Below are 18,279 nucleotides of genomic sequence, written 5' to 3'. Positions count from 1 at the left end.
GACGGGGGAGACTGGCTCCCCCGTCCTTTAGTTCTTTTTGTTTTCAGTGCCTTACCGATTATTCGGCGATGTCGACACCGTAGAAGTCATGCGAACCCAGCGGGCTGACCTTGTAACCGGTCACGCCCTTGAGCATCGGCATGTAGACCACCGAGTGAGCGATCGGGAACCAGGGGGCATCCTTGTGGAAGATGACCTGGGCCTGCTCGTAGAGCTTGGCGCGCTCGTCCTGGTTCGAGATCTTCTTGGCCTTCTCGAGCAGGTCGGTGAAGTCCTTGTTGCACCACTTCGCAATGTTCTGGCCGCCTTCGCGGGCAGAGTTGCAGCTCAGCAGCACATAGAGGAAGTTGTCGGGGTCGCCATTGTCACCGGTCCAGCCGAGCTGGGCCATCTGGTGCTCGCCGGCCTGGGCGCGCTTGCGGTACTCACCCCATTCGAAGCTCTTGATCTCAGCCTTGACGCCCACCTTGGCGAGGTCGGACTGCATCAGCTCGGCAACGCGCTGGGCGTTGGGGTTGTACGGACGCTGGACCGGCATGGCCCACAGGTCGGTGGAGAAGCCATCCGGGTAGCCGGCATCAGCCAGCAGCTTCTTGGCGGCAGCGGGGTCGAACTTGTAGTCCTCGATGCTGTCGTTGTAGCCCCAGATGGTCGGCGGCAGCGGGTTCTTGGCCGGGGTACCGGCGCCCTGGTACACCGCGTCAACGATGGCCTTCTTGTCGATGGCCATGCTGAGAGCCTGACGGACGCGAACGTCGTCGAACGGCTTCTTCTGGGTGTTGAAGGCGAGGTAGCCGACATTGAGGCCCGGCTGCTGCATCACGGTCAGGGCCGGATCCTTCAGCATGGCTTCGAGGTCAGCCGGAGCCGGATACGGCATGATCTGGCATTCGCCGGCCTTCAGCTTGGCATAGCGAACGGCAGCGTCCGGGGTGATCGCGAACACGAGGTTGTCGATCTTGGCCTTGCCGGCATAGTAGTCCGGGTTGGCCTTGTAGCGGATCTGCGCGTCTTTCTGGTAGTTCACGAAGGTGAACGGACCGGTGCCGATCGGCTCCTGGTCGAGCAGTTCCGGCTTGCCGGCCTTCAGCAGCGACTGGGCATATTCGTCAGACTGGATAACCGCGAAGTCCATGGCCAGATTGGCGATGAACGGGGCTTCCGGGGACTTGAGCGTGATCTTGACCGTGTGATCGTCCACCTTGTCGATGGAAGCGAGCAGGTCGGGCATGCTCATGTCGTTGAAGTAGTCGTAGGCGCCGCCGGACACACCGTGGAACGGGTTGTCAGTCTTCCACATACGGTTGAAGCTGAACAGCACGTCGTCAGCAGTGAACTCGCGCGTCGGCTTGTACGTCTTGCTGGAGTGCCACTTCACACCCTTGCGCAGGTGGAAGGTGTAGCTCAGGCCGTCTTCAGACACGTCCCAGGATTCGGCGAGGTCGGGAACGACCTTGGTGGTGCCGGGCTCGAACTGGACGAGGTGGCTGTAGACCGGGCGGGATGCGTCGAAGCTGGTACCCGTGGTGTTAACCTGCGGGTTGAAGTTCTCGGGGCTGCCCTCAGAGCAATAAACCAGCGTCTTGGCCGCCACGGGGCTGACCGCCGCCATAAGCGCCAGAGCCAGCGCCGAACCCAGCACTGTGTGCTTCATCGTCACTCTCCTGTTCCCTGATATTTGTTTTGCAGTCATCCGGCGGGTTTCTTGCGCAATCGCAGTCCCCTTTTCCGGCGCTCCGGCCGTCGACAGCGAGACCCTTGGAAGTCACGCCGGCGGCTTGTAGATAACCGGACCGAGCGCCCATTAGCTCTAACGGTTATTCGTCTGTCAATGGCGGTGAAAGCGGTGCCACTTCCTTGCGCAGAGAGGGGTTTGGCCGTGTGGTTCATTGCCGTTCGCAAGGCGGATTTGAAAGTATGGAGACAATCGGGGGCCGTTGCCCCTCTTCCGGATGTCGTGTCCGGATAGGGGTTTTGTGCCGAAGCGACGGCTGTTTTGGCGAAAACTTGACCGGTTGGTGAAGTTTTTTTGTCTCCGGACCGACGGAAATGGACTGCGGGACCGGCAACAAGGCGGGATGGGAACGATGAGCGGCATGCATCTGTGCATAATCTACACGGGCGGGACCATCGGCATGGGCAAAACGCCCGCGGGATTCGCCCCGATGCCGAAGCTTGGCGACAAGCTGCGCGAGGCTCTTGCCGGAGAAGTTGGCCTGCCGACCTTCGAGCTCGTCGAATATGCCCGCCTGATCGACAGCTCCAACGCCACCCCGGCCGACTGGCAGATGATTGCCCGCGATATTGCCGCGCGGCGGGCGGAGTATGACGGCTTTGTCGTGCTGCATGGCACGGACACCATGGCCTACACGGCCTCGGCGCTGTCCTTCATGCTTGCCGGCATCGCCGTGCCGGTGGTGATCACCGGCTCGCAGATCCCTTTCGGCGAACCGGAGTCGGATGCGACGGGCAATGTGCGGGACGCCCTGCGCTTTGCCGCCATTCCCGAGCTGTGCGGTGTCGGTCTTGCCTTTGCCGGCAAGCTCTATCGTGGCAACCGGGCGCGCAAGGTGGATAGCCGGGCGATGGCGGCCTTCGACAGTCCGGAGCTGCCGCCGCTTGCCCATATCGATGTTGCAGGCGATGTGGTGGTGGCGATCGGGGAAGAGCGCCTTGCGGATGCCGAGGCCTTTGAGCTTGCCGATTATGAAGCCGGCCGGGTGCTCTCCTTCCGTTTCGCCCCGGGGATGCCGCTGGCGGCACTCGACGCCCTGCTGGCGCTGAAACCCCACGCCCTGCTGCTGGAGGCTTACGGTCTCGGTAACGCGCCGGATGCCATGGTGGGGCTGGAGGCCTTGCTGACGCAGGCTTCAGCGGCAGGCGTGGTTATCGCGGTGTTGACGCAGACCGATAGGGGCGGCGTCGGGCTTGGCGAATATGCCGCCGGATCGTGGCTGCTCAGGGCGGGCGCGGTACCGGCCGGGGACCTGACCTTCGAGGCGGCTTTTACCAAGTTGCACCATCTCTTCGCGCAGGGGCTCGCGCCGCAGGCGGTGAAGGCGGCATTCGGGCGGTCGCTGGCAGGAGAGATGACGGTCTAAGGCGAAGGCGGAAGCGCCCACACCCCCATCCGCGGCTGCGCCGCACCTTCCCCAAAATGGGGAAGGAAGCTGTTGAAATGGAAGAAAATCCTTCCCCAGCATGGGGAAGGTGCCCGAAGGGCGGATGGAGATGTGGGCCTGACCGTTAGGCCCCGTCCTCAAGCCGCACTCGCCGTAAACACCGGCTCGATGCGCTCCATGGCCCAGTCAATCTCCTCGCGGGTGATGACCAGCGGCGGGGCGAAACGGATGGTGTGGTCGTGGGTGTCCTTGGCGAGGATGCCCTTGCCGCGCAGCGCTTCCACGAAGGGACGCGCACCGCCCACTTCCGGATGCAGTTCCACCGCCAGCATCAGGCCGCGGCCGCGCACATCGCGGATGAGGTTGGAGCGCATGGCCTTGAGCCGTTCGAGGAAATAGGCGCCGAGCCTTGCTGAATTCTCGACCATGCCTTCTTCCACCAGCACCTTGAGCGCGGCGCGCGCCACGGCGCAGGCCAGCGGGTTGCCGCCAAAGGTGCTGCCATGCTGGCCGGGCTTCAGTGTGCCCAGCACCTCGGTGTTGGAGAGTACGGCGGAGACGGGATAGAAGCCGCCGCCGAGCGCCTTGCCGATGAGGGTCACGTCGGCAACGATGCCTTCATGTTCTTCCGCCAGCAGCTTGCCGGTACGGCCGAGGCCGGTCTGGATTTCATCCAGGATGAGGGTGACGTTGTGGGCGGTGCAGATCTCGCGCACGCGCTTGAAATAGCCGGACGGCGGAATGTTGACGCCGGCCTCGCCCTGGATCGGCTCGACGAGAAAACCCACGGTATTGGGCGTGATCGCCGCTTCCAGCGCCTCGGCATCGCCGAAGGGGATGATCCTGAAGCCGGGCGCGAAGGGGCCGAAGCCCCCGCGGGCATCCGGATCGGTCGAGAAGGAGATGATGCCGAGCGTACGGCCATGGAAATTGTCGGCGCAGACGATGATCTCGGCCTGGCCATCCGGCACGCCCTTGACCTCATAACCCCACTTGCGCACGGCCTTGATCGCCGTCTCCACCGCCTCGGCGCCGCTGTTCATCGGCAGCACCTTGTGGGAGTTGGTGAGCGCCGCCAGCTCTTCATAAAGCAGGGCGAGCTGGTCGTTGCGGAAGGCGCGGGAGGTGAGCGTCAGCTTGCCGGCCTGCTCCACCATCGCCGCCAGGATCTTCGGGTGGCAATGGCCCTGGTTGACGGCGGAGTAGGCGGCAAGGCAGTCGAGGTAGCGATTGCCCTCGATATCATAGACCCACACGCCTTCTCCGCGGGTGAGCACGACATCCAGCGGCTTGTAGTTATGCGCGCCCAGCCGGCTTTCGATGGCGATGAAGTCATGCGTGTCGAGGGTCATGGGACGTTTCCTTGTTTTATATGTCAGGCAGCCCGCAGCTGGCCGGGGCGCCGGTCAAGCACGGTGCGGCCAAAGAGGCTGGCGGTCAGTTCGGCGAGCAGCATCGCGCTCTTGCCGCGTTCATCGAGGAAGGGATTGAGTTCCACGATATCGAGCGAGCCCACCATGCCGCTGTCATGCAGCATCTCCATGATGAGATGCGCTTCGCGGTAGGTGATGCCGCCGGGCACCGTGGTGCCGACGCCGGGGGCAAGCGCCGGGTCGATGCTGTCGACATCGAGGCTCACATGCAGATGCACGTTGCGGCCTTCCAGCTCCTCGACCATCCGGCGCACGAGTACGGAAACGCCGAACTCGTCGATCATGCGCATGTCGGCACAATCGACGCCGTATTCGATCAGTCGGTCGCTTTCTTCCGGGTCAACCGAGCGCAGGCCGATGATGTGGACATCCGCCGGCTTCACGGGGGTGAAGGGGCGGCCGCCCAGCAGCGGGCGCAGCGAGGGCTCACCGGTCAGGAAGGCGATGGACATGCCATGCATGTTGCCCGACGGGGTGGTGGCCGGGGTGTTGAAATCGGCATGGGCGTCGATCCACAGCACGGCCAGTTCCTTGCCGGCGGCGGCGCAATGGCGCGCCACGGCGCTGACGGTGCCCATGGAAAGGCTGTGGTCGCCGCCAAGGAAAATCGGCATGTCGCCATTGCCCAGCACCTCGAAGGCGCGGTCATGGATCAGCTGCGTCCACGCGCCGATGGCGCCGAGATTGCGGCAGCGGGCGGCATCTTCCGGAGCCAGCGCCACCTCGACATCGGCCGGCACGGCCAGATTGCCGTGATCGCGCACACTATGGCCGAGGTTCTTCAGCACAGCCGGCAGGCCGGCGGTACGCAGGGCGTCAGGGCCCATCAGGGCACCGGGAACGCCGGCTCCCTGCTCAAGCGGGATGCCAAGCAGCGAAACGCTCTGTGCCTTGCGCGGGTTATGTTCCATGTCGTCCAGGGTCTCCCTTGCTCTGGGCGCCGCAGCCGGGGCTGCCATGCCCGATTATCCCTCCTGCCCATGCTAACAAAAAGTCAGCGAAATGATATAAATTGCCATTCTGGTAATCAAAATGTCATAGATGGCTGACGTTATGTCAGTGGCGTCCGCAGGGGCGCGGTGAGGGCTCTTTCTTGGAAACGCTGGACGAGATCGATCGTGGCCTGATCAGTTTGCTGCGCGACAATGCGCGGCTGCCAACCTCCACGCTGGCGGCGCAGCTCGGGGTGTCGCGCGGTACGGTGCAGAACCGGCTGGACCGGCTGATGGGAGCGGGTGTGCTGCTGGGTTTTACCGTGCGGCTGCGCAGCGATGCCGAGGGCGGGCAGGTGCGGGCCATCTGCTCGCTGGAGGTACGCTCCGCCGATACCCGCGCGGTGATTGCCGCCTGCCGCAAGATGCCGGATGTGGGGCGTATCTATTCCACCAACGGGCGCTGGGACCTGGTGGTGGAGATCACCACGCCCGATCTCACCTCGCTTGATCAGGTGCTGACGGAAATTCGCGCCATCCGCGCCATCACCCATTCGGAGACCAGCATCCTGCTCTCCGAATTCAAGTGAAGAGAGCCAAATGAAAACGGCCCGGCTGGATCAGCCGGGCCGTTTCTGCTTTTGCAGTCAGTGTACTTCAGGCGGCAGCGGTTGCCCGCGGACGGCTGGCCCGGCTGTTGATCATCAGGGCAAGGAACGCCGCCACCACGCCGGTGCAGCCGGCGATGATGAAGGCATCGAAATAGTTGCCCTGGATCTGGCGCAGCAGGCCGGCCATGTAGGCAGCCGACGCTGCGCCGATCTGGTGGCCGACGACAACCCAGCCGAAGACCAGTGGCGCTTCGCGATCACCGAAGGCTTCGGTGGCAAGGCGCAGGGTCGGCGGCACGGTGGCAATCCAGTCCAGCCCGTAGAACACTGCAAACAGCGACAGGCTGTAGAAGTTGAAGTCCGAGAAGGGCAGGTAGATGAGCGACAGGCCGCGCAGGGCATAATAGGTAAACAGCAGCTTGCGGCTGTCGAAACGGTCGGTCAGCCAGCCCGAGAGCGTGGTGCCGATCAGGTCGAAGATGCCCATGGTGGCAAGCAGACCGGACGCCTTTACCTCGGGGATGCCCACATCGCCGCAGAAGGCGATGAGATGGGTGCCGATGAGTCCGTTGGTGGTGAAGCCGCAGATATAGAAGGTGGCGAAGAGGAACCAGAAGGTACGCGTCTTCACGGCCCGGGCGAGCGAGCCGAAGGTGGCGGCAAGGATGCTGGAATGGCGATGGGCGGTCTGGTCGATATGGTCCGGATCGGCGCCCCAGGGCAGGTGGCCGATGCTGGAGGGACGCTCCGGCACCAGCAGCCAGATCACCGGCGCCAGCACCAGCGTGGCAATGGCGACGGCAATCGCCACCGGGCGCCAGCCGCCGCTTTCAGCCAGTGCCGCAAGCACCGGCAGAAAGATGAGCGTGCCGGTTGCGGTGCTGGCGGTGAGGATGCCCATCACAAGTCCGCGGCTCTTGACGAACCAGCGGTTGACGATGGTGGCCCCCAGCACGGGAGCGACGGCGCCCGACGCCATGCCGGAAGCCACACCCCAGGTCAGCACCAGATGCCAGGGCTTGGTCATCAGCAGGCTGAGGCTGGTGGAGGCGGCCATCAGCAACAGCGCGATCACGACGGTGCGCTTGAGGCCGAAATTCTGCATGGCGGCGGCGGAGAACGGGCCGGCCAGACCATAGAAGAAGATGCCGATGGCGGCGGAGAGCGAGATGGTATCGCGGCCCCAGCCAAACTCGCTTTCCATCGGCAGGATCATCACGCCCGGCGAGGAGCGCAGGCCGGCCGAGATCAGCAGGGCGACGAAGATGGCGCCGACCACGACGAATGCGTACTTCTGGCCAAAGGGCCGGGTGGCTGCTATGCTCATGTTACTGACCGGTACGTATTGAAGATTGCCTGAATGTACGTACCGGTCAGTAACATCGTCAAGCCGCTTTATTGCCGGCGACCCGGAATTCCCAGAAGCCGATGACTGATAGCACCAACGCCAACATCCTTGCCGCCGATCCTGACAAACCGCAGAAATCAGCGCCTTTGCGGGCCGCAGACCGCATCCGCCAGGCCGCGCGCAAGCTCTTTTACCGCGAGGGTATCCGCGCCATCGGTGTGGATGAGATCGTCAGCCAGGCCGGCGTTACCAAACCCAGTCTCTATCGCAGTTTTGCCAGCAAGGACGAACTTGCCGCCGCCTATCTGCGTGACTATGAGGCCGAATTCTGGGAGCGATTCGAGGTTTCGGTCACGGCCCATCCCGGCGATGCCCGCGCGCAGATACTCGACTATTTCACCGGCCTTTCGACGCGCTCGGCCTTCGGCGGTTATCGCGGCTGCGGCCTCAGCAACGCGGCAGTGGAATATCCCCATGGCGGCCATCCGGCCCGGCTGGTGAGTGAAAACAACAAGCATGTGCTGCGGGCACGGCTGCGCGAGATGGCGCGCCAGATGGGTGCCGCCGATCCCGATCTCCTGGGGGACGGGCTGCTGCTGCTTCTGGAAGGCACCTACATCACCGGCCAGATCTTTGGCGAAGAGACCCCGGGCGCGAACCTTCCGGCAGCGGCAGCGCTGCTGATCGATGCCGCCGTGGGCAAAGCCGGATAAGTAAGTCTCTGATAATCCTCCCCTGCCTTAAGGCGGGGGAGGTGCCCGCGAAAGCGGGCGGAGGGGGATGTTGACGGTGCTCTCACGCTCCGCAGGCGCTTGATGGAGAAGCCCACACCCCCACCGGCCCTCCGGGCCCGCCTCCCCAAGAGTGGGGAGGCTGTTTTTATGGGGCGGCCTGGAAGTCGTGGCCGCCAGCTGCCCGTTTTGTCTGCCGGGCCATGCGGATTGTGCGCTTGCAGCATGCAAGCCCTTCGGCAATAACGGGTCATTCGCATGGACCCGGTGTGATCCCGGGTGGCTACTCCGGGCGCCTATCCCCCGGACAACATTCAAGATCGACCTTTCCTGATTTCGCCGCCCGTCTGCCCCTGATCGAGGGATGCCTGCGGGGCGAAGCCGTCGCTCTTTTATGGACACTGCCTTTTCATGACCAGCCTTACCCGCTACCGGCAGGAGTGGTTTTCCAACATCCGTGCCGATGTTCTGGCCGGCATCGTTGTCGCCCTTGCCCTGATCCCCGAAGCCATCGGTTTTTCCGCCATCGCCGGCGTCGATCCGAAGGTCGGCCTTTATGCTTCCGTTGCCATTGCCATCGTCAGCGCCTTCACCGGCGGCCGGCCGGGCATGATCTCTGCCGCCACGGCGGCAACGGCGGTGCTGATGGTCAGCCTCGTCAAGCAGCACGGTCTGCCCTATCTCTTCGCCGCAACCATCCTGATGGGCCTCATCCAGATGGTGGCAAGCGTGACGAAGGTGGCGGGGCTCATGCGCTTCGTCTCCCGTTCGGTGATGACGGGTTTCGTCAATGCGCTCGCCATTCTCATCTTCATGGCGCAGCTGCCCGAGCTGATCGGCGTGCCGACGCTGACCTATCCGCTGGTCGCTGCCGGCCTTGCCATCATCTATCTCTTCCCGCGGATAACCCGCGCCATCCCGTCGCCGCTGGTGGCAATTGCCGTGCTGACGGCGGTGTCGCTGGGCTTCGGCCTGCATCTGCGCACCGTAGGCGATCTCGGCGAGCTGCCCTCGGCCCTGCCGGTCTTCTCGATCCCGCAGATCCCGCTGACCTGGGAAACGCTGAAGATCATCTTCCCCTATTCGCTGACGCTGGCGGCGGTGGGCCTGCTGGAATCGCTGATGACGGCGCAGATCGTCGATGACATGACCGATACCACCTCCAGCAAGGATCGTGAGTGTTTCGGTCAGGGCGCCGGCAACATCGTCTCGGCCTTCTTTGGCGGCATGGGCGGCTGCGCGATGATCGGTCAGTCGGTCATCAATGTTTCTTCCGGCGGGCGCGGGCGGCTTTCCACCTTCGTGGCCGGCGGCTTCCTGCTCTTCCTGCTTGTGGTGGTGGGCGACTATGTGAAGCTGGTGCCGATGGCCGCGCTGGTGGCCGTCATGGTCATGGTCTCCATCAACACCTTCTCCTGGCGCTCGCTGCTGGACCTCAAGCGCAATCCGCCGCCCTCCTCGGTGGTGATGGTGGCAACGGTGGTGACCGTGGTTGCCACGCATGACCTCTCCAAGGGCGTGCTGGTGGGCGTGCTGCTGTCCGGCATCTTCTTTGCCGCCAAGGTGGCGAAGATCGTCTCGGTGTCCGACAGCTATGACGAAGCCTCGGACAAGCGCCGCTACACGGTGCTGGGGCAGATCTTCTTTGCCTCAACCGACCGTTTCATCGCCGGCTTCGATTTCCGCGACGCGGCCGCTGCCGTGGCGATCGACGTCAGCCATGCCCATTTCTGGGACATCTCGGCCATCGCCGCGCTGGACAAGGTGGTGCTGAAGCTGCGCGCCGCCGGCAAGCAGGTGGAGATCATCGGCCTTAATGAGGCGAGCTCCACGATGATCGACCGCTTTGCCGTCCACAAGGATGAGGGCGCGGCGCTCAAGGTGCATTAGAACCGGGATATTTTCCCGGGATCCAATTGCTTCTACCCGCTCAAAAAACCTCTCCTGCCCCATGGGCGGGAGAGGTTTTTTCTCAGGCACGCCGTGCAGCGACGCCCCTGGCCATCACGCACAGCAGCTCGAACATCATGGTCGCGCCGGCAAGGGCGGTCATGCCGCCGATATCGAAGGGCGGCGCCACTTCCACCACGTCGGCGCCCACGATATCGAGCCCTTCCAGCAGGCGGATCATCTGCTGCGCCTCGCGGGTGGTAAACCCGCCTACCTCCGGCGTGCCGGTTCCCGGCGCCATGGAAGGGTCGATGCTGTCGATATCGAAGGTCACATAGGTGGGGCCGGTGCCGGCAATCGCCCGCGCTTCCTCCATCACGGCCTTCACGCCGCGCTCCATGAACTCTTCGATATAGATCAGGCGGATGCCCTGCGAGCGTGCCCAGGCGTGGTCGTCGGTCTCATAGATCGAGCCGCGCAGCCCGATCTGCACGAAGCGCTTCGGGTCGATGAGCCCTTCCTCGATGCCGCGGCGGAAAGGGGTGCCGTGGGTGTAGGGGTTATCGCCGAAATAGGTGTCGTTGGTATCGGAATGCGCATCGAAATGGATGAGTCCGACCGGCCGCTTCTTTGCCACCGCACGCAGCACCGGCAGCGTCGTCAGATGGTCGCCGCCCACACCAAGCGGCAGGGCACCGGCGTCCACTATGGCCGCCACGCCCTTCTCGATCCGGGCAAGGCCATCGAGAAGGTTGATCGGATTGACCGATACGTCGCCGACATCCGCCACATTGGCGAGCGTGAAGGGTTCGATGCCGGAGACATGGTGCACGCGGCGCATCAGGCTCGACTGGCTGCGCACCTCACGGGGACCATGGCGGGCACCGGCCCGGTTGGTAGTGCCACCATCCCAGGGAATGCCATAGAGCGCGATATCGAGCCCGGCGGGAGAGGGGACCAGCGGCAGGCGCATGAAGGTGGCGATGCCCGCAAAACGGGGCACAAGGAACGCATCAACCGGCTGGAAAGTCTCGCTCATTCTGGTCTCGCTTGCGAAAGTGTCGAGAGCCAGAGTGCAGCGGGCGGAGCCGGTTTGAACAGGGGCAAACATGGTGCCAGCAAAATGCCTTCTGCGCCGTGGGGGCGCAGAAGGCATTTTGAATAATAACAGGTGCCTCAGCCTTGCCGTGGTGCCAGCAAGTCGCCCAGCCCGATCCGGCGCAGTAGTTCGGCCCGCACACGGTCGGCCATGGCATTGACGATCTCCGCGCCATCCTTGGATGGGTCGATATGAACCCGGAAGGGGCGCTTGCCATGCGGGCGGCCCACCACGTCGGTTATGGCAACGGCCACCTCGCCGGCATCGGCATCTGCCGGCTCCAGCGCGGCAAGCCCCTTCAGTGCCCTGTCGGCGATGCCGGCATAGGGGCCGTTTTCATAGGCGTCCGCCACGGCCTTGTCGGCCGGGCTGCCGGAATGGACGAAGTGATTGGTGCCTTTGGTGAAGGCGCCCGGCACGATGATCGAAGTTTCGATGCCCCAGAGCGCCAGCTCGCCGGCATAACTCACCGCCAGCGCGTCCATCGCGGCCTTGGCGGCGAAATAGGGCGCAAGAAAGGGCGGGGTGCCACCGCGGGCGGAGGAAGAGGAAACCCAGACCACGAGGCCCTTGCCCTGCTGACGCATCGCCGGCAGGGCTGCCCGGTTCACGCGCTGGGTGCTCAGCACGTTGATGTCGTAAAGCTCGGCATATTGTTCGGGCGTGAAGGCTTCCGCCGGGCCGAAGGACATGTGACCGGCATTGTGCACCACCACATCGATGCGGCCGGTATCGGCGACGATCTTCTCGATGCCGGCGGCAACGGAAGCATCGCTGGTCACGTCCAGTTCCACGGCGCGCAGGTTGACATTGTGCTCGGCGGCATAGTGCGCAAGTTCCGCAACACGCAGGGCATTGCGGCCCGTCGTCTCCCGCATGGAGGCATAGACGGTATGGCCGGCATGGGCGAGCGCGCGGGCCGTCATGGCGCCGAAACCGCTGGAGGCGCCGGTCACGAGGATGATCTCTTTGCTCATGGCAAACACTCCTTCTCCTGCCGGGCGCCTGGAGCGGGCGCCCGGTTGCTGGTCAGTGAGGGATGGGTGGCTTGGGGAACCGGCGGGCTCAGATGATGCCGCCGTTGGAGCGCAGCGTCTGGCCGTTGATCCAGGCGCCGTCAGGCCCGGCAAGGAAGGCCACAGTCGCCGCGATATCATCCGGCTCGCCGAGGCGCTCCAGCGGGGCGGCCTTGGCGATGCGCTCCACCAGTTCCTGCGGCTTGCCGTTCAGGAACAGCTCGGTTCCCACCGGGCCGGGCGCCACGGCGTTGACGGTGATGTGGCGGCCGCGCATCTCCTTGGCCATCACGCTGGTCAGTGCCTCGATGGCGGCCTTGGTCGCGGCATAGACACCATAACCCGGCTGCAACAGGCCAACGACGCTGGAGGAGAGATTGATAATGCGGCCGCCGTCGCGCATCCGGCGGGCGGCTTCGCGCAGGGTGTTGAAGCTGCCCTTGAGGTTGATGGAGACCTGACGGTCAAAGTTCTCATCATCGGTATCGCCGACCGGCGACAGCGCCATGATGCCGGCATTGTTGACCAGCACATCCACACTGCCAAAGGCTGCCTCGGCGGTATCGAACAGGCGGGCGACGGCGGCCGGGTCGGCGATATCGGCCCGGGCGGCAATCGCCTTGCCACCCTTGTCCTCGATCTTGCGCACCAGCGCTTCGGCAGCGGCCTGGCTGCCGGCGTAATTGACGACGACGGTAAAACCATCCGCGGCCAGCCGCTCGGCGATGGCGGCACCGATGCCGCGCGAAGCGCCGGTAACGAGGGCGACCTTGTTCGTCTGCTGGGTCATGGAAGTTCTCCTTGGGTTTCGGGGAAACTGAAGGGCCACGGCGTTGCCGCTCCCGATAAGCCAAGAGATAGGGCAATGGATTTGGCGGATAATTACCCGTAAACTGGCATCACTATCCGAATTTTGCGAACAGATGGGGTCGCTGAGCCGATGGACAGGCTGGAAGCCATGCGTGTCTTCACCCGCATCGTCGAGCAGCGCAGCTTTACCGAAGCCGCCAGCGATCTGGGTTTGCCGCGCTCGACGGTGACGGATGCGGTCAAGCAGCTGGAGGCCCGGCTGGGAGTGCGTCTCCTGCAGCGCACCACCCGCCATGTCAGCCCGACGCTGGACGGCGAGGCCTATTATCGCCGCTGCCTTGCCATCCTTGCCGATGTCGAGGACGCGGAGGGCGCCTTTTCCGGGGTAAAGCCCAAGGGGCTGCTGCGCATCGATGTGCAGGGCACACTGGCGCGGTATTTTCTCCTGCCGTCCTTGCCGGCCTTTCTGGCGGAATATCCGGATATCGAGCTGTTCATGGGCGAGGGGGACCGGCTGGTGGACCTGCTGCGCGAAGGCGTGGATTGTGTCCTGCGGGTTGGACAGCCACGGGACAGCGACATGGTTGCCCGCCATATCGCCGATCTGGAGGAAGTGACCTGCGCGGCCCCGGCCTATCTTGCTCGCCACGGCCTGCCGCAGACACCGGCGGAGCTGGAAGCGGGCGGTCACCGGATGGTGGGGTTTCGCTCCTCCGTGACCGGGGTGCTGATGCCGCTGGAATTTCGCCTGCCGGATGGCAAGCCTTGCAGCATCAGCCTGCCGGCGACCTTCAGCGTCAATGGAGCCCAGAGTTACAGCGAAGCCTGCCGGCTCGGGCTCGGGATCATCCAGGCACCGCGCTACCATCTGGAGCGCGATATTGCAGAGGGGAAACTGGTGGAATTGCTGCCCGGCTATTGCCCGGCGCCCAGCCCGGTTTCACTGCTTTATCCGCAAAACCGGCAGCTCAGTCCGCGTGTGCGGGTCTTTATTGACTGGGCAACGCGGCAATTCAGGGCGGCAAGCACGGGGCAGGGGGCAGAACTGACCTTGATCAACGCCCGCCCTTTACCAAAGGCGTAGCCTCCTTCCTGTTCCGGCAGATCAAGGCGCCGGCATCAAGCAGGGAGTGAGGGACCATGGCGCAGAAAATGAAGGCCGCGATCTTTATCGAGCCGGGCCGTATCGTGCTGGGCGAAAAGCCGGTGCCGGATGTCGGCCCGCTGGACGCGCTGATCCGCGTAACCACCACGACCATCTGCGGCACGGATGTCCACATCCTCAAGGGCGAATATCCGGTGGCAACCGGCCTGACCATCGGTCACGAGCCGGTAGGCGTGATCGAGAAGCTGGGCTCGGCGGTGCGGGGATATCATGAGGGCCAGCGGGTGATCGCCGGCGCCATCACGCCCTCCGGCCACAGCGCGGCCTGCCTGTGCGGCTGCCACTCGCAGGACGGTGCCGGCACGCGCCATGGCTTCAAGCCGCTGGGCGGCTGGCGCTTCGGCAACACCATCGACGGGGCGCAGGCGGAATATCTGCTGGTGCCGGATGCAATGACCAATCTGGCGCCGATCCCGGACGGGCTGACCGACGAGCAGGTCCTGATGTGCCCGGACATCATGTCCACCGGCTTTTCCGGGGCCGAGAGCGGCGGCATCAAAATCGGCGATACCGTTGCCGTCTTTGCCCAGGGCCCGATCGGGCTTTGCGCCACGGCCGGCGCCCGGCTGATGGGGGCTACCCGCATCATCGCCGTTGAGGCCGTGCCGGCGCGCATGGAAATTTCCCGCCGCATGGGGGCGGACGAGGTGGTGGATTTCAACAAGGGCGACGTCGTCCAGCAGATCATGGATCTGACGGATGGCCGCGGCGTCGATGTCGCCATCGAGGCGCTTGGCCGGCAGGCAACCTTCGAGGCCGCGCTCCGGGTAATCCGGCCGGGCGGCACGCTGTCGTCGCTGGGCGTCTATTCCAGTGACCTTACCATTCCGCTCGACGCGTTCCGCGCGGGGCTGGGCGACAACAAGATCGTCACCACCCTCTGCCCCGGCGGCAAGGAGCGTATGCGGCGCCTGATGGAAGTGATTGCCTCCGGCCGGCTCGATACGCGCCCGCTGGTCACGCATCGCTTCAGCCTCGACAATATCGAGGACGCCTATGACCTCTTTTCCCATCAGCGCGACGGCGTGCTGAAGGTGGCGATCACGCCCTGAGGGCGGGATTGTCAGGCCGGCTTGCGGTGAATGCTGAAAGGGGACCAGGACTGGCTCACCGGCATCACTTCCAGCGTGTTGATGTTCATGTGCGGTGGCAGGGCGGCAACCCAGGTCACCGTCTCGGCGATATCTTCCGGCTGTAGCGGGTCCGCGCCCTTGTAGAGTTTGTCATAGGCGTCCTGGTTGCCGGCTGTGCGTACCAGCGTGAACTCGCTCTCCGAAAGGCCGGGGCCGATGGCCGTCACACGCACGCCGGTGCCCTGCAGGTCCGAGCGCAGGCCGAGCGAGAATTGCTGCACGAAGGCCTTGGTGGCGGCGTAGACATTGCCGCCCGGATAGGGCCAGTTGGCGGCAATCGAACTCATATTGACGATGAGCCCGCGCCGCTCGATGAGCCGGTCCAGCAGCAGGCGGGTGATGGTGACGAGGCCGGTGATGTTGGTCTCGATCATCGTATGCCAGTCTTCCAGCTTCGTGTGCTGGGCAGCGGCGGTGCCGAGCGCAAGGCCGGCATTGTTGACCAGCATGTCGATGCCGGAAAAGTCGGACGGCAGGCTGGCAAGGGCCGTGCGCAATGCTTCTTCATCACGGATGTCGAAGGCCAGCGGGTGGCAGATGGCCGCGCCGCCCAGTTCTGCCGCAAGGGCCTCCAGCCGCTCGGCACGGCGGCCGGTAATGATGATGCGCCAGCCATCGGCAACAAGGCGGCGGGCGATGGCCGCGCCAAAACCGGCGGTGGCGCCGGTGATGAGGGCGGTACGGATCATGGGGCAGTTTCCTGTTCGCTCGAGGCTGCTGCGGCCTGGCCGAAGATCAGCAGCGCGGTGGTCTGGATGCCGCCGGCAACCGCGATGGCGACAAGCCCGGCAGCACTGAAGCGCCGCCAGGTGAGCGGCGCGAGGCGGCGGTAAAGGCGCTCGCCCGGCAGATAGCCGATCAGGGCCAGCACGAGGCAGGGCAGCACCCAGGTGAGGAAGCCCGGCGGCAGGATGCCGAGCTGGTAACGCATGACAAGGCCGGTCAGGTCGATGGCGCCGAAGAAGAGGGCGAGGGTGGAGCGCACCTTGTCCTCCCGCGTGCCGCCGGCCAGTAGCCACACCGCCGCCAGCGGTCCGCCGACGGCAAAGGCGGTAACCACCATGCCGGTTACGAAGGCGGCAAGCGCGCCGGTAACGGTGCTGCCGGCCCAGCGCGGGGGATGGCGCACCATGGCGATCAGCGCGGCGATGCCGACGGTGGCGCTGGTAGCAAGCTGCGCCATGCCAGCCGACATATGCTCGGAAGCAAAGGGGCCGAAGACGGCACCAACAAGCCCGAAACCCAGCAGGATGGACGAGGCCTTCCAGTCGATATCGCTGGCCTTGAAGGTGCGCAGGATGAGCGCGGTGATGAAAAGATCGACAAGGACGATCAGCGGGGTTGCCGTTTGCGGTGGCAACATCAGGGTCAGCCCCAGCGCCGCCAGCAGGGCGAAACCATATCCGGTCACGCCGCGAAAGAAGGCCGCTCCTGTTACCACGATGCCCAGCCAGAGCATTTCCATCAACAACGGCCCTTTCCCCGAAAAACGGCGCGGTCTTGCAGCCTCTGCATTAGCCGGGCCCCGACGGGGCGGCTAGATCCAGAACCGATATTCTATGGAACCACGATGCCATCTGGCTCCACGTCTCATGCGGCTGTGGACCTAACGGAGGGGCGGCAAATCGCGCTACTGGCCGAAGGAGAGACTTCGCCAGCAGGAGCCACCATGAACATCGCCGCCCTCGACATGACCCATCACTGGTTGCCCTTCACCAACAACCGCCTGTTCCACGAAGAGCCGCAGCTTTTCGAACGGGCGGAGGGGGTGAAGTACTGGACGCCGGACGGGCAGGAGATCCTCGACGGTGCTTCAGGCCTCTTCTGCTGTGCGGCCGGCCATGGCCGCAGCGAGATTGCCGAGGCGGTCTACGCCCAGCTGCGCAAGCTGGATTTCACGCCGCATTTCCAGCGTGCAGCGCCGATTTCCTTCGAGTTTGCCGGCAGGCTGGTGGAGATTTTGCCGGAGGGGATGGACCGGGTGTTCTTTGCCGGTTCGGGCTCCGAGGCGGTGGATACCGCCATGAAGCTCTGCCTTGCCTATCACCGGGCCTGCGGCCAGGGGCAGCGCACACGGTTCGTCTCGCGCAACTGGGGCTATCACGGCGTTAATCTCGGCGGCACGTCGCTGGCCGGCATGGTCAATAACCGGCGCGATTTCTCCGGCGTGACCTGCGACGTGGTGCATATGCGCCAGACCTGGACGGAAGAGCAGCGTTATTCGCGCGGCCAGCCGCTGACCGGCGCGGAGCTGGCGGATGATCTGGAAGAGATTTGCCGCACCTATGGCGGGGAGACCATCGCCGCCGTGTTCGTGGAGCCGATTGCCGGTTCCGTCGGCACCATCGTGCCGCCGGTGGGGTATCTGCAGCGCCTGCGCTCGATCTGCGACAAGTATGGCATCCTCCTGGTGCTGGACGAGGTGATCACCGGCTTTGGCCGCACGGGCTCTGCTTTTGCCGCGCAGGAATTCGGCGTGCGCCCGGATGTGATGACGATGGCCAAGGCGCTGACCAACGGCGCCATCCCGATGAGCGCGGTTGCCACCAGTGCTGCCATCCAGGACGCCCTGTTCGAGGCTGCCAAGGGGGACAGGCCGGAGTTCTTCCACGGCTATACCTATTCCGCCCACCCGGTTGCTTGCGCGGCCGGCATTGCGGCGCTGGGCATCTATGAAAAGGAAGGGCTCTTTGCCCGTGGCAAGGCGCTGTCGCCCTTCTTCCTCGATGCGGTTTTCGGGCTGCGCAATCTCGCTCAGGTCAGCGATCTGCGCGGTTACGGCATGCTGGCCGGCATCCAGCTGACGCCGGGCGCGACGCCCGGTGCCAAGGGTAGCTGGGCGCAGCGCGAGCTCTTCCGTCAGGGGTTGCATGTCAAGGCAACCGGCGATGCGCTGATCTTCGCCCCGGCGCTGGTGGCGAGCGAGCAGGAGATCACCGACATGGTGGCCATCCTGCAATCGGTGCTGGGCCGCACCGACGCCTGAGCG

General features: G+C 64.5%; 16 protein-coding genes and 1 other annotated feature. Of the genes, 7 read left to right on the top strand and 9 right to left on the bottom strand.

Annotation, left to right across the window (positions count from 1 at the left end):
- Positions 1-58: 58 nt before the first annotated feature.
- Positions 59-1,654: an ABC transporter substrate-binding protein gene (locus QTL98_RS17855; RefSeq protein WP_445679814.1), complete on the bottom strand. Its 1,596-nt coding sequence runs from the start codon at positions 1,652-1,654 to the stop codon at positions 59-61.
- Between the two features lie 433 nt (positions 1,655-2,087).
- On the opposite strand from QTL98_RS17855, the gene QTL98_RS17850 reads away from it, so the two are divergent.
- Positions 2,088-3,101 carry an asparaginase gene (locus tag QTL98_RS17850; RefSeq protein ID WP_445679813.1) on the top strand — a complete coding sequence of 338 codons (1,014 nt, stop codon included), beginning with the start codon at positions 2,088-2,090 and terminating at the stop codon, positions 3,099-3,101.
- Positions 3,102-3,259: 158 nt separating this feature from the next.
- Here QTL98_RS17850 and rocD read toward each other — a convergent pair whose 3' ends face one another.
- Positions 3,260-4,474, bottom strand: coding sequence for an ornithine--oxo-acid transaminase (gene rocD / locus QTL98_RS17845; RefSeq protein ID WP_445679812.1), 1,215 nt, complete (start codon positions 4,472-4,474; stop codon positions 3,260-3,262).
- 23 nt (positions 4,475-4,497) lie between these two features.
- The gene (rocF, locus tag QTL98_RS17840; RefSeq protein ID WP_445679811.1) at positions 4,498-5,466 is read right to left on the bottom strand and encodes an arginase; all 969 of its coding nucleotides are present in this window, start codon (positions 5,464-5,466) and stop codon (positions 4,498-4,500) included.
- A gap of 182 nt (positions 5,467-5,648) precedes the next feature.
- Here rocF and QTL98_RS17835 point away from each other — a divergent pair, with 182 nt between their 5' ends.
- A complete protein-coding gene (locus QTL98_RS17835; RefSeq protein WP_445679810.1) occupies positions 5,649-6,077 on the top strand; it encodes an Lrp/AsnC family transcriptional regulator in 429 nt (142 codons plus the stop codon).
- A 67-nt stretch (positions 6,078-6,144) separates the two neighbouring features.
- On the opposite strand, the gene QTL98_RS17830 is transcribed toward QTL98_RS17835, so the two are convergent.
- The gene (locus tag QTL98_RS17830; RefSeq protein WP_445679809.1) at positions 6,145-7,425 is read right to left on the bottom strand and encodes an MFS transporter; all 1,281 of its coding nucleotides are present in this window, start codon (positions 7,423-7,425) and stop codon (positions 6,145-6,147) included.
- A 101-nt stretch (positions 7,426-7,526) separates the two neighbouring features.
- Here QTL98_RS17830 and QTL98_RS17825 point away from each other — a divergent pair, with 101 nt between their 5' ends.
- Both QTL98_RS17825 and QTL98_RS17820 read left to right on the top strand, forming a co-directional pair.
- Positions 7,527-8,159: a TetR/AcrR family transcriptional regulator gene (locus tag QTL98_RS17825; RefSeq protein ID WP_445679808.1), complete on the top strand. Its 633-nt coding sequence runs from the start codon at positions 7,527-7,529 to the stop codon at positions 8,157-8,159.
- Between the two features lie 275 nt (positions 8,160-8,434).
- Positions 8,435-8,490: a sequence feature (sul1 is cis-regulatory element that is thought to sense ions involved in sulfur or methionine metabolism; They are found in Alphaproteobacteria), on the top strand.
- 98 nt (positions 8,491-8,588) lie between these two features.
- Positions 8,589-10,067 (top strand): SulP family inorganic anion transporter, encoded by a 1,479-nt coding sequence (locus tag QTL98_RS17820; protein ID WP_445679807.1) that lies wholly within the window; start codon positions 8,589-8,591, stop codon positions 10,065-10,067.
- A gap of 82 nt (positions 10,068-10,149) precedes the next feature.
- On the opposite strand, the gene speB is transcribed toward QTL98_RS17820, so the two are convergent.
- The 3 genes from speB to QTL98_RS17805 form a co-directional block, all read right to left on the bottom strand.
- Entirely contained in the window at positions 10,150-11,106 is a 957-nt protein-coding gene (gene speB / locus QTL98_RS17815) for an agmatinase (protein ID WP_445679806.1), read from the bottom strand.
- 137 nt (positions 11,107-11,243) lie between these two features.
- On the bottom strand, positions 11,244-12,143 hold the full coding sequence (locus tag QTL98_RS17810) for an SDR family oxidoreductase (RefSeq protein WP_445679805.1): 900 nt from the start codon (positions 12,141-12,143) through the stop codon (positions 11,244-11,246).
- Positions 12,144-12,231: 88 nt separating this feature from the next.
- Positions 12,232-12,972: an SDR family oxidoreductase gene (locus QTL98_RS17805; protein ID WP_445679804.1), complete on the bottom strand. Its 741-nt coding sequence runs from the start codon at positions 12,970-12,972 to the stop codon at positions 12,232-12,234.
- A 150-nt stretch (positions 12,973-13,122) separates the two neighbouring features.
- On the opposite strand from QTL98_RS17805, the gene QTL98_RS17800 reads away from it, so the two are divergent.
- Both QTL98_RS17800 and QTL98_RS17795 read left to right on the top strand, forming a co-directional pair.
- The gene (locus QTL98_RS17800; RefSeq protein ID WP_445679803.1) at positions 13,123-14,076 is read left to right on the top strand and encodes a LysR family transcriptional regulator; all 954 of its coding nucleotides are present in this window, start codon (positions 13,123-13,125) and stop codon (positions 14,074-14,076) included.
- 56 nt (positions 14,077-14,132) lie between these two features.
- Positions 14,133-15,209, top strand: coding sequence for an NAD(P)-dependent alcohol dehydrogenase (locus QTL98_RS17795; RefSeq protein WP_445679802.1), 1,077 nt, complete (start codon positions 14,133-14,135; stop codon positions 15,207-15,209).
- Between the two features lie 11 nt (positions 15,210-15,220).
- Here QTL98_RS17795 and QTL98_RS17790 read toward each other — a convergent pair whose 3' ends face one another.
- Both QTL98_RS17790 and QTL98_RS17785 read right to left on the bottom strand, forming a co-directional pair.
- Positions 15,221-15,979 (bottom strand): SDR family NAD(P)-dependent oxidoreductase, encoded by a 759-nt coding sequence (locus QTL98_RS17790; protein ID WP_445679801.1) that lies wholly within the window; start codon positions 15,977-15,979, stop codon positions 15,221-15,223.
- Positions 15,976-16,755 carry a TSUP family transporter gene (locus QTL98_RS17785; protein ID WP_445679800.1) on the bottom strand — a complete coding sequence of 260 codons (780 nt, stop codon included), beginning with the start codon at positions 16,753-16,755 and terminating at the stop codon, positions 15,976-15,978. The genes QTL98_RS17790 and QTL98_RS17785 overlap by 4 nt, the downstream gene beginning before the upstream one ends.
- Before the next feature lie 204 nt (positions 16,756-16,959).
- On the opposite strand from QTL98_RS17785, the gene aptA reads away from it, so the two are divergent.
- A complete protein-coding gene (aptA, locus tag QTL98_RS17780; RefSeq protein ID WP_445679799.1) occupies positions 16,960-18,276 on the top strand; it encodes an omega-aminotransferase AptA in 1,317 nt (438 codons plus the stop codon).
- Positions 18,277-18,279 lie beyond the last annotated feature (3 nt).

The sequence above is a fragment of the Radicibacter daui genome (genome assembly GCA_030657355.1).
GTDB classification, from domain to species: Bacteria; Pseudomonadota; Alphaproteobacteria; order Radicibacterales; family Radicibacteraceae; genus Radicibacter; species Radicibacter daui.
Note: the sequence above shows the minus strand (reverse complement) of the source record. Positions and strands in the feature narration are given on the sequence as shown.